The sequence below is a fragment of the Mycetocola lacteus genome, assembly GCF_003667575.1.
In the GTDB taxonomy this organism is placed as follows: domain Bacteria; phylum Actinomycetota; class Actinomycetes; order Actinomycetales; family Microbacteriaceae; genus Mycetocola; species Mycetocola lacteus.
The window spans coordinates 629,954-641,878 of the sequence record NZ_RCUY01000005.1 but is presented as its reverse complement, the minus strand read 5'-3'; the positions used below and the strand labels follow the sequence as shown (position 1 = coordinate 641,878).

At 67.5% G+C, this 11,925-nt stretch carries 8 protein-coding genes; 7 read left to right on the top strand and 1 reads right to left on the bottom strand.

Translation table 11 applies throughout. The features are described 5' to 3' along the window. Positions 1–122 precede the first annotated feature (122 nt). Together D9V34_RS08470 and D9V34_RS08465 are read left to right on the top strand one after the other, a co-directional pair. On the top strand, positions 123–3,617 hold the full coding sequence (locus D9V34_RS08470; protein WP_121688376.1) for a DUF5107 domain-containing protein: 3,495 nt from the start codon (positions 123–125) through the stop codon (positions 3,615–3,617). Positions 3,618–3,754: 137 nt separating this feature from the next. Next, positions 3,755–4,390 carry a hypothetical protein gene (locus tag D9V34_RS08465; protein WP_147441656.1) on the top strand — a complete coding sequence of 212 codons (636 nt, stop codon included), beginning with the start codon at positions 3,755–3,757 and terminating at the stop codon, positions 4,388–4,390. A 57-nt stretch (positions 4,391–4,447) separates the two neighbouring features. On the opposite strand, the gene D9V34_RS17510 is transcribed toward D9V34_RS08465, so the two are convergent. Further along, positions 4,448–5,314, bottom strand: a complete 867-nt coding sequence (locus D9V34_RS17510) for an AraC family transcriptional regulator (protein WP_183091912.1) — start codon at positions 5,312–5,314, stop codon at positions 4,448–4,450. Between the two features lie 160 nt (positions 5,315–5,474). Between D9V34_RS17510 and D9V34_RS08450 the strand changes: the two genes are divergently transcribed. The 5 genes from D9V34_RS08450 to D9V34_RS08430 are packed head-to-tail and all read left to right on the top strand — an operon-like array spanning position 5,475 to position 11,651. After that, complete coding sequence (locus D9V34_RS08450) at positions 5,475–6,764, top strand: ABC transporter substrate-binding protein (protein ID WP_183091911.1); 1,290 nt, start codon at positions 5,475–5,477, stop codon at positions 6,762–6,764. Then, positions 6,761–7,666, top strand: a complete 906-nt coding sequence (locus D9V34_RS08445; protein ID WP_121688373.1) for a carbohydrate ABC transporter permease — start codon at positions 6,761–6,763, stop codon at positions 7,664–7,666. Before D9V34_RS08450 ends, D9V34_RS08445 begins: the two co-directional genes overlap by 4 nt. Next, on the top strand, positions 7,663–8,562 hold the full coding sequence (locus D9V34_RS08440; protein ID WP_220700562.1) for a carbohydrate ABC transporter permease: 900 nt from the start codon (positions 7,663–7,665) through the stop codon (positions 8,560–8,562). The genes D9V34_RS08445 and D9V34_RS08440 overlap by 4 nt, the downstream gene beginning before the upstream one ends. A 13-nt stretch (positions 8,563–8,575) precedes the next feature. Next, positions 8,576–10,741, top strand: coding sequence for an alpha-galactosidase (locus tag D9V34_RS08435; protein WP_121688372.1), 2,166 nt, complete (start codon positions 8,576–8,578; stop codon positions 10,739–10,741). Then, positions 10,725–11,651 carry an aldose epimerase family protein gene (locus tag D9V34_RS08430; RefSeq protein WP_121688371.1) on the top strand — a complete coding sequence of 309 codons (927 nt, stop codon included), beginning with the start codon at positions 10,725–10,727 and terminating at the stop codon, positions 11,649–11,651. The genes D9V34_RS08435 and D9V34_RS08430 overlap by 17 nt, the downstream gene beginning before the upstream one ends. The last annotated feature ends 274 nt before the right edge of the window (positions 11,652–11,925 follow it).

The following is an 11,925-nucleotide window of genomic DNA, read 5'->3' as shown; positions in this document are numbered from 1 at the left end:
TGAATCACGCAGGATCCCGCTGATGGGTACCGAGTTGCGGGGAAACCTAATCAGCGGATCGTCCAGGTAACGCATTGGAACGGGCATGTTTTTTGCCCGCTTCGCGCCCTAATCTCCTGGGTATGAGCCACACAAACCCACGCTTTCCCCTCCCCGAAATCCCCTCCGACCAGCGCAGTGCCGCGGTTGCCGGATGGAGCGAGCCGGTGGAGCTGCCCACGTACCTGCCCGGAACCCCCGAACGCCTGCCCGCGTTCCTGGAGAATCGTGTCTACCAGGGATCTTCGGGGCGGGTGTATCCGCTGCCCTTCATCGAATCGGTCAGCCACGAAGCCACCACCGAAACCTGGCAGGCCCTGCACTTGGAAAACCGCTACCTGCGCCTGGTGATCCTGCCCGAGCTCGGCGGTCGCGTCCACATTGCCGTGGACAAGCTCACCGGCAAGGACCTGTTCTACCGCAACGACGCGATCAAGCCCGCCCTGGTGGGGCTTGCTGGCCCCTGGATCTCCGGCGGCATCGAGTTTAACTGGCCCCAGCACCACCGCCCGGGAACCTTCCTGCCGATGGACTGGAGCATCGAGCACGAGGAGGACGGTTCGATCACCATCTGGTGCTCGGACCACGACCCCTTCGCCCGGATGAAGGGCATGCACGGCATCCGCCTGCGCCCGGACAGCGCGGTCATCGAGGCGCGTGTGCGTGTTTTCAACCGCACCGACACCACCCAGACCTTCCTCTGGTGGGCGAACGTCGCGGTGCGGGTGCACGATGAATATCAGTCCTTCTTCCCCGCCGACGCCCACGTGGTGGCCGATCACGCCAAGCGTGCGGCAACCGCGTTCCCCGCCGCCGACGAGCCCTACTATGGCATCGACTATGCGGCCCGGGCGCGGGTCGGGGACCCCGAGTTCATCGCCGAGGACGCCGACCGCATCGACTGGTATCGCAACATCCCGGTACCCACCTCCTACATGTGTGTGGCCAGCGGGGACGACTTCTTTGGGGGCTACGACCACCACACGGGCCTCGGCTTCGCCCATATTGCCGACCACCACGTGTCGCCGGGCAAGAAGCAGTGGACCTGGGGAACCGCGCCGTTTGGTCGCGCCTGGGACGCCAACCTCAGCGACGACTCCGAGCCCTATGTGGAGCTGATGGCCGGGGTCTACACCGACAACCAGCCCGACTTCACCTTCCTCACCCCGGGGGAGACCAAGACCTTTAGCCAGTTCTGGTTCCCGTATCACGGCATCGGACCGCTGACCCAGGCGAACACCGAGGCGGCGATCCGACTGAGCATCGAGGGCGACGGGGCCGAGCGCACCGCCGTCATCGGTGTTGCCAGCACCGGCGTGCGTGAGCGCGTTCGGATTGTCCTGGTGGACGCCGATGGCACCGAGCTGTGGTCCACCGAGACCGCGCTGAAGCCCGGACATCCGCTATTGACCCGGGTACCGGTCGCCGTCGAGGGCGACCTGCGCCTGATCCTGACCGATGCTGCTGCCGACGCCTCCGCCGACGGGGCGATCATCCTCGAGGCCTCGACCGAGTACCGTGATGCCTCCGCCGATGGTTTCGATACCGCAACCGAGCCGCCCGCCCCCGCGGACATCGACTCGGTGGATGAGCTGTATGTGACCGGCGTCCACCTGGTCCAGAACCGGCACGCCACCCGCTCACCCGAGCCCTACTTCCAGGAGGTGCTGCGCCGCGACCCGCTGGATGCCCGCAGCAACGTCGCGCTGGCGAGCCTGCGTCTCACCACCGGCCGCCTGACCGAGGCCGAGGAATACCTGCGCACCGCGATCACCCGTCAGACCCGGCGGAACCTCAACCCGATCGACGGGGAGGCGCTGTACCTACTGGGGGTGGTCCTGGTCGCCCAAGGCCGCGATACCGACGCCGAGGAGGCGTTCGGCAAGGCGGCCTGGAACTTTGCCTGGCGCAGCGCCTCCCACCTGCAGCGCGCACGCATTGCCGCGCGGGCCGCGCGCTGGAGCGATGTGCGCGAACACGCAGAGATCGCCGCGCGCTTTGACGCCGATAATCTGCAGGCTTTCGCCCTCCGGGTGTTGGCGCTGCGGGCTCTCGGCGAGGATCGGCAGGCCGCCGCGGTCCTAGCCGAGGCGCGGGCGCTGGATCCGCTGGATGCCTGGCTGCGGGACCTGGAGGAGAACGAATCGTGGTCCCCCGGGGATGCCGTCACCGGCCTCGCCGCGACCTCCGACCCGAGTGTTGCCGGCGGCTCTGCTGCTCTCACTGAGTCGTCCGGCCCGAGCGACGCGGGCATTCTCCGCGACGTCGCCGGCGAATACGCGGCGCTCGGTCTCACCGAGGACGCCCTGCGGGTGTTTGAGGCCGCGCAGACCGCCGCCCGGGTCCGCCCGGTCGAGGGGGCCGGAGACCCCGCCGTGCTGATCGCCTACTATCGCGCCGAGCTGCTGGAATCGCTGGGCCGGTCCGAGGAGGCCGCCGCGGCCCTGGCCGAGGCGCGCACGCTCTCGGCGGATCGCTGCTTCGCCGCGTCCCTCGCCGATGCCCAGCTGCTGGAGCGCCGTATCGCCGCCACCGATGACGCGCGCGCCCACACCCTGCTTGCGCACTGGCTCTACTTCCACCGTCGCTATGCCGGGGGCATCACCGAGCTGGAGCACGCCGAGCGCATCCAGCCCGGGGATCCGGTTGTGCTGCGCGGGCTGGGACTCGCCGCCCACAACGTGCAGGGTGATGCCGCCCGCGCGGTCGAGTATTACGCCCGGGCGGTGGCCGCAGATCCCGCCGATCCCAAGCTGCGCTTCGAGGCCGATCAGCTGGCTCGCCGAGTGGGAACCCCCACTGCCGAGCGTCTGGATGCGCTGGCCGCGGCGGGGGAGGCTGCCCGCGACCGCGACGATCTGGCCCTCGCTTACGCCGAACTCCTGGTGCTGGAGGACCGGATCGACGAGGCCGTCACCCTGTTGTCCACCCGCCAGTTCAGCCCGTGGGAGGGCGGGGAGGGCGAGACGATCCGGGTCTGGTCGCTGGCCCAGCGCGCGGTGGCAGCTCGGGCGCTCGCCGCGGGGGACACCGAAACCGCGCTGGCCGCGCTGCGCAGCGTGGTGACGGTGCCGGGGAACCTTGGGGAGGCCCCGCATCCGCTGGCCAACCGATCCGACCTGTACCTGGCGCTCGGGGACGCGCTCGCCGTCGCTGGCCAGGATTCCGCGGCCGCCCAGGCGTGGACAACCGCCGCCCACAGCGCCGGGGACTTCACCACGATGCTTGAGGTGCCGCACTCGCCGATGACGTACTACTCGATCCGCGCCGCCCGCCGCCTGGGTGAGGATGCGCTGGCCGAGCGGCTGACCCGGGAACTCGGCGAGTATGTGGCCGATACCCGGACCAGGGTCGCGAAGATCGACTACTTCGCGACCTCGCTGCCCTCGATGCTGATCTTCCATGAGGACGTTCAGCAGACCCAGGACAACCTCCTGGATGTGATGGAGGCCCAGCTCGCGCTCCTCGCCGGAGACGTCGCTCGCGCGGCCGACCTGCTGGCCACCCGCGCGGCCGAGGACCCGGCGGGCCCGCTGGTGCGGGCGCTGCACGCCGATCTGCAAGCGGTGAACGTTTAGCGCGAGCGCGATGCCCTGCGGGCGGGGATCCCGAAATCGGGGTCCCCGCTTCGGCCTGCCCCAACGGGGATCTTGACGCCCGGGGCCGCGCTCGGTAGGTTCTGAGCAGCTCACAACTTGCGACGGGGGAGGCCGGGATGAGTGACCATGCGGATTCCCCACGCCGCGCGCGGCGCACGTGGACGGTGGGGCTCCTGGTTGGCGGGATCCTGGTATCCACCGGTGGTGTCGCAGCCGTGGCGGGGGCGGTGACCAACTCGGTCTCACGCAGCACGCCAGAGGAGTCCGCGGATGCACGGCAGATTCGGTCTATCTTCACACCGCTGGTCACCCGCAGCGTGCTCGCCGGGGCGATCCCCGCGGGCACCGCGTCCTCACCCGAAGACACCGCGGCGCTTGCGGGATTTGTGGCTGATCCCGCCGCACACGAGCGCCGGGTCGACTTGCTCATAGGCTCGGTATCGCCGACCCTGGTGGGGGAATACCTGGCCGCAATCGAGCACGGACTGGCCGAAGCCGTCCCGGCCCACAACCCCGACTGGTGGTTCGTGGACGCCACGTTTGTTGTGGACGAGTGGCAGGGCATCGAGGTTCACGGCGACACCGCGACGGTGCGCGCCCTCACAACCCAGCGCTTCACCCTGCTGGACGGCACGCACACGCAGGACCCCCAGCTCCGCTCCGAATACACGCTGGAGCGTGCCCCGGGCACCCCGTTCGGCTGGCTCATGACCGCGGTGAGTGCGCGGCAGGTCTCTCCCGAGGCGGGCTAAGTCGATCACCGGGGTGATCGCGCGGCAGGTCTCTCCCGAGGCGGGATAACGCCGCGCTCAGCCCTTGTGCTGGTCGCGGTATTCGCGCGGGGTGGCGCCGTGGAGCTTTTTGAACTGCCGGGTGAAGTACAGGGCGTCGGGATAACCGACCTCGGCGGCGATCGCCGCGACCGTCGACCCCGTGGTGTCCAGTAGCTCGCGGGCGCGGCCCATCCGCAGCATCGTTTGATACTGGAGCACCGGATACCCCATCTGCTTGCGAAACAGCGCACTGAAGTGCGAGGCGCTGAGCGAGGCCATCGCCGCCAGGTCGGGCACGCTGATCCGGTCGGCCATATGGGCACGCAGGTAGTCCACCGCGTGTTCGATCACGTCCTCACGCTGGCCCGACTGCGCCCGCACGGTGGCCAGCAGCGTCAGCGCATGCCAGGCGGCCCCCGAGGCGGCGAGCAGGCTCGTGGTGGTGGAGTCGCGTTCCATCCAGGCCAACACCTCGGCCATCAGCGAGACGATCGGGTAGAGATCCCGCGGATAACGCACCGGGGTCGCCGGGGTGATATCCGCGACACGCAGAAACGATGCCACCTGGGGACCGGCCACATGGAACCACCACAGGGTCCACGGATTCTCCTCATTGGACCCGTAGGAGTGCGGCAGCCCCGGCGGCAGGATGACCACCTGCCCGCGTTCCACCTCGAACCGTCCGGCCTCGGTTTCGCACCAGCCGGCTCCCTCCACACACGCCAAAACCACGGCCTGCGGGATCGGGGCAATGCGCCGCCTACCGTGGGATTGAGCCTTGGGGAAGTATCCGCAGTCGGTCACCACCAGTCCCAGCGTGCCCTCCTGCTGGAGAAATTCGCGCGCCCGGGGTCGGGGGAGGACCAGCATACGCTGTCCGGGAAAACCATCGGGAATGAGCATGCCAGAATTCTTGCGCAGGATCATCGAAATGTCCATATTGTTCGCGGCTTCCTTCTACGCGGTGCGGGTCTGCCCGCTTAAATTGGATACATTCGGTCGTGGAATCAGTCGCCTGAGCACACACCGATCGTGTAATTCCCCCAATGAATTGGAGTCAAAGATGACCCGTAAGCACACCCGATGGCTCGGGGCCGTAGGAAGCACCATCCTGGCCACCGCGCTGCTGGCAGGCTGTGTGTCCACCGGCGGCGAGGCGCAGGGCCCGAAGGAGGGCCCCGATTCCGAGGGGCCGCTGATCCTGCAGTCACGATTCACCGACGCCGAAAAGGGCGGCCTGGAAGAACTGGTCAAGACCTTCAACGCCAAGGGCGAGGGCACGGTCAAGATCAACAGCATCCCGACCCAGACCTTCAACCAGCAGCTGCCCTCCTACCTGACCTCGAAGAATCCGCCGGATGTCTACACCTGGTACGCCGGTCAGGCCACCCGCGATTTCGCCGACCAGAACCTGCTGCTGGATCTGAACAGCGTCTGGGACAAGAACAAGGCCGACTTCCCCGAGAACCTCGCCTCGCTGAGCGAGGACGCCAAGGGCACCAAGGTGTTTGTGCCCACCAACAACTACTGGTGGGGCGTCTACTACTTCAAGAGCGACTTCGAAAAGCTCGGCGTGACCCCGCCCAAGACCTGGGATGAGTTCCTGGCCCTGTCGGAGAAGATCAAGGGCGAGGGCGTCACCCCGATCACCATGGGACTCAGCGACAACACCTGGCTGGCCTCGGCCTGGTTCGACTACCTGGATCTGCGGATCAACGGTGCCGAGTTCCACCAGGAGCTGCTCGCGGGTAAGAAGTCGTATGACAGCCCCGAGGTTAAGAAGGTCTTCGAGGCGTTCGCGCAGATCCTGCCGTTTGTGAACCCCTCGACCCTGGGGACCACACACAACCAGGCGATCAGCGACTTCTCCCAGGGCAAGGCGGCCATGTACCTGCTGGGTGCCTGGGCACAGCCGGCGATCCCTGCGGACAAGAAGGACGATCTGGCCTTCTTCCAGTTCCCCGTAATCGATCCCTCGGTCCCGATCGCCGAGGAGGCCCCGACCGACGGCTTCATCGCCAGCGTCAAGACCACCAAGCCCGAGCTGACCAAGAAGTTCCTCGACTTCATCGCCAGCGCCGAGGCGCAGACCCAGCTGGCCAAGGGCCAGGACGGGACCGCGCTGCCGGCAAACCTCAAGGCCACGGTCACCCTCGATGCGCTGGCCACCCAGGGCAAGGACATGATCCAGTCGGCCAAGTCGGTGACCCAGTTCTTCAACCGTGACGCCGGGGATGCGCAGCAGACCCCCGCCGACACCGCCCTCACCTCGTTCATCGCCAACCCCGGAAACATCGACCAGATTCTCAAGACCTGGGAAGATGCATCCAAGAAGATCCGAGCTAATTCGTGACAATCAGTACTCCGGTACGCGGGCGGCGGCGGATCAAGGTTCCGCCGCCGCTCGTCTTCGTACTCGTTCTTGTTCCCTTCCTGATCGAAGCGGTCGGCGTGTTTTGGCCGGCCTTCCAGGGCATCTCGCTCTCGTTCCTGCGCTGGAACGGGATCGGCCCGGCCACCTCGGTCGGCGTCCAAAACTACACCGACCTGTTTTCGGATCCGATCTTCCTCACCGCGCTGAAAAACACCGCGATCTGGATTGTGCTCTTCGGCGGCATCTCCTTCCTCGCGGGCCTCGGCGTGGCCCTGCTCTTCCAGTCCGAGCGACGAGGCGTGGCCATCTACCGCACCGCCCTGTTCCTCCCCATCGTCTTCTCGCTGGTGGTGACCGCGCTGATCTGGGGCGCGTTCTTCCAGCCCAATGGTGTCCTCAATAACGTCCTTGACGCGGTAGGTCTGCACGACTGGACCCGCGTCTGGCTGGGCGACTCGGACACCGCCCTCTACGCCGTGATCATTGCTGCGCTGTGGCGCGAAATCGGTTACGTGATGGTGCTCTTCATCGCCGGGCTCAAGGCCCTGGACCCCTCGGTCCAGGAGGCAGCCCGGATGGACGGTGCCTCGGCCTGGCAGCGCTTCCGCTTCGTGACCCTCCCGCAGCTGCGCAGCGTGACCATGGTGGTGATCTCGGTCCTGCTGATCGACTCGCTACGCTCCTTTGACATCGTCTGGGCCATGACCGGCGGCGGTCCGTATCACTCGACCGAGCTGCTCAGCACCTACATGTTCTCGACCGCGTTTAGCTCCCACGCCCTCGGCTACGCCTCGGCGATTGCCGTGGTGATCTTTGTGCTGGCCATCGCCGTGATCATCTCCTACCTTGTCCGTGCCCTGTCCGAGGAGAAGGAATCTTGACCGATACGCTCCCGTCCCGCCGCGAAACCCTTCCGGTTCCGGCACCCCGGCCCGCGGTGCGACGCGGCTCGCGCCGTCGCCGCGCGGCCACCGCCGGATTCCACACCACCGGCATCCTGATCTCCGTGGCCTGGTTCCTACCGATTCTGATCGTGCTGATCACCTCGTTCCGCACCTTCGATGACGTGGCCAAAAACGGCATCGCCAGCATCCCGCGCACGTTCACCTTCGATACCTATGCGCAGGCCTGGCAGCAGGGTGACCTGCTTCCCGCCCTGGTGAACTCGATGATCGTGACGATCCCCACCGTGGTACTGACCCTGCTGTTGGCCGCGGCCGCCGCCTTCGGGCTCAGCCGATTCAAGATTCCCTTCCGCCGCACGATCCTGCTGATCATGCTCGCCGGAAACCTGCTGCCGGTGCAGATGCTGCTGATTCCGGTGACGCGGATCACCCAGCAGATCGATGTTTATGACACGCTGGGCGCTCTGATCGTGGTGCAGGTCGCGTTCGGCCTGGGCTTCTACACGTTTGTGCTCTACGGCTTTATGCGCTCGATTCCGCACGAGCTGCAGGAGGCCGCGACCCTCGATGGTGCCGGGGTTGGACGCATCTTCATTCAGGTGATTCTGCCGCTGACCCGGCCCGCGCTCGCGGCGCTCGGGGCGCTCTCGTTCACCTGGATCTTCAACGACCTGCTGTGGTCGATCACCCTGCTGCAGAGCTCGGAGAAGCTGCCGATCACCGCGGCCGTGCTCTCCCTGCAGGGACAGTATGTGTCCAGCTGGTCGGTGATTGCCGCGGCCACCGTGGTCGCCGCGATCCCCTCAACCATCGTATTCCTTGTGTTCCAGCGCAGTTTCATCGGGGGCCTGGCCCTCGGCTCGGTCAAGTAGTAAAGAGGTTTTCATGTCTTCCGAATTTGTGTACCTGCGTGCCGGTGGCACCGGTGTCATCGTCTCCCTTGCCGAGGCGCGTCTCCCGCGCATCCTCTACTGGGGTGAGGATCTGGGCGCGATCGACGCCGCCGAGGTGGCCACCATCGCCCGGGCCGCGCTGCCCGCGGTGGGCGATAGCCCGGTGACCTACGCCCAGCCGATCCCCGTGCTCGGTCAGCTCAGCGAGGGCTGGATGGGACGCCCGGGGCTGGTGGGGGACAGCGCCGGTCGTCGCTGGGCGGCGAAGTTTGCGCACGTGGAGGCCCGGACCGTGTCCACGGCCGAGGCCGAGACGCTGATCGCCGATGCTACGGATCCCGAGTATGGCCTGACGCTGCGGATCGAGATCGAGCTGCTGCACGCCAGCGGTCTGATCCGGCAGCGCGCGACGCTGACCAATGCGACCGAGGAAACCTTCAGGGTCGACGGCCTCGAGCTTGCGCTGCCCGTGCCGCAGGCGGCGACCGAGATCTTGGATCTGACCGGACGCTGGTCGCTGGAGCGAGTGCCGCAGCGCCGCGAATTCCACGTGGGTGAGTGGGCGCGCACCTCGCGCGGCGGCAAGCCGGGGCTCGAACACACGCTGCTGATCGCCGCCGGCGAGGCCGGATTCGGGTTCCGTTCGGGCCGGGTGTGGGCCACCCACCTGGGATGGTCGGGCAACCAGACCCTGGTGGCCGAGCGCACCCCGGCGGATGTGCGTCGCCTGGCCGCGAGCGAGGTGCTGGCCTCGGGTGAGGTCGAGCTGGCCCGGGACGCGAGCTACACCACCCCCTGGCAGTACGGATCCTGGGGTGAGGGGCTGGACGAGCTGTCGGCCCGCTTCCACCGCCACCTGCGCGCGCTGCCGGCCTATCCGCACTCGCCGCGTCCGGTGATCGTGAATACCTGGGAGGCCGTCTACTTCGAGCAGGATCTCGATACCCTGATCGCCTTCGCCGAGGAGTCGGCGAAGATCGGGGCCGAGCGCTTTGTGGTGGACGACGGCTGGTTCCTCGGCCGCCGCGACGACACCACCTCCCTCGGCGACTGGATCGTGGACCCCGCGGTGTGGCCCACCGGGATCGAACCGCTGGTGGACCGGGTCGAGGAGCTGGGCATGGACTTCGGACTCTGGTTTGAGCCCGAGATGATCAACCTGGACTCCGAGCTGGCCCGCGAACACCCCGAGTGGATCTTCGATGCCGGCCACGGTGTTGGTCTGCCCTCGCGGCATCAGCACGTGCTGGACCTCGGCAATCCCGAGGCGTATGCGCTGGTACTGGAGCGGATCTCGGCGCTGATTACCGCGCTGCGGATCGCCTACGTCAAGTGGGATCACAACCGCTATCTGTTGGATGCCGGTCATGCGAATGACGGCCGTCCCGGCCTGCGCGCCCAGACCCTCGCCGCCTACGCACTGATGGATGAGCTGGCCGCGCGACACCCGGGCTTGGAGATAGAGTCCTGCGCGAGCGGCGGCGGTCGGATCGACCTGGGCGTGCTGGAGCGCACCCAGCGGGTATGGCCAAGTGACTGCAACGACCCGCACGAGCGCCTGGAGATTCAGCGCTGGACCTCGCTGGTGGTGCCGCCCGAGCTGCAGGGAACCCACATCGGGGCCGAAGAATCGCACACCACCCACCGCTCGCACCCGCTGGGCTACCGCGGCGAGAAGGCCCTGTGGGGGCACCTCGGTGTGGAGACCAACCTGCTGACCGCAGATGCCGAGACCAAGCGCGGGGTGGCCGCCTGGATCGACTTCCACAAGGCACACCGGGCGCTCCTGCACGGCGGCACCGTGGTGCACGCCGACCTCTCCGAGCCCGCGGCCCGGTTTGAGGGGGTGGTCTCGCCCGCACGGGACGAGGCGCTGTATGCGTTCTCGATCACCGAGCGTCCGCGCACCTGGCCGGTGGGCCGGATCGGTTTCCCGGGGCTCGATGATGCCGTTCGCTACACCGTGAGCGCGGTTTATCCCGATGGCACGCGTCCCTCGGGGGTGCAGCCGCCGTGGATGGAGGAGGGCGTCACGCTGAGCGGGAAGAGCCTGCGGCTGGTGGGACTGGAATCGCCCTCGCTGGATCCCGACCGTTCGGTGCTGTTCCACGTGGTGGCGGTTTCTGATAGTGACGTTTCCGATGGTGCAGGGCGCTAGCCCGATCACCCTCACGCTGAACGATGGCGGCGCGCGTGTGCGCGCCGCCATCTCGCGCGTGGGGGCGAGCCTGCAGGGCCTCTGGGTGAACGACACCGCGCTTATCTGGGGCAGTGCGGATGCGGCGCGACCGGTTTCGGCGTCGGGCGTCACCCTGGTGCCCTGGCCCAACCGGGTGCGCGGTGCCCGCTGGGAGTGGGAGGGCCGGGTCTTGGAGTTGGAGCCCACCGAGCCCGTCCGCGGCAACGCACTGCACGGGCTGCTGGCCGACACCGCGTTCGAGGTGCGCGAGCTGGGAGCCTCCGCGGTGCTCCTGGGTGCGCGGATCCGCGAGGCCCCCGGCTACCCGTTTGCCCTGGATGTCCTGGTGGAGTACTCGCTTGAGGTTGCGGGGATTACGTTGCACACAACGCTCATCAACGCGGGCGAGACCGCGGCCCCGGTCGCCCTGGGTGCACACCCGTACCTGCGCCTGGGCGACATCCCCGCGGCCGAGCTCACGCTGGAGATCCCGGCGGACGAGGCGCTGCTGCTTGACGTCGACGACCTGCCCGACCGGGTGGTACCGGTTGCGGACACCGAGTGGGACCTGCGTGCGGGCGTCCAGGTCCTCGACGGTCCGCAGCACCTGGGCTTCACCGCGCTGAGCGCCCGAGACGGGGTGGTGACCAGCATACTGCGGGGGCCGGACGCCGCTGTCGAACTTTGGATGGATCCGCGTTTCCGCTGGCTCCAGATCTATCTGACCCGCGATTTCCCCGGCGTGGGCCCCGATCACCTGGCCATCGCGGTCGAACCGATGACCGCACCCCCGGACGCCCTAAACTCGGGCACCGACCTGCACCACCTGGAACCCGGCGAGACCTGGGCCCTGGACTGGGGCATCCGCGCCACCGGACTTACGCCCTAACCCCGAGGCGCGGCGTCGGGGAGCCGCCGAGACGGACACACTTTTTCGCGGTGCCCTGTTTTGACTAGTAAATTACACGTCAAAACGCACGCCTCACACATCGGGTAGGTGTGTGCCGGAAGCCGGAAGCCGGAAGCCGGAAGCCGGAAGCCGGAAGCCGGAAGCCGGATGCCGGAAGCCAGGGACCGGACGCCGAATGGATGCGGGTGTTATGGCCACTGCCACTGCCACTGCCACTGCGGCTCGGGGAGGAACAGCGCACGAGGCTGTGTGG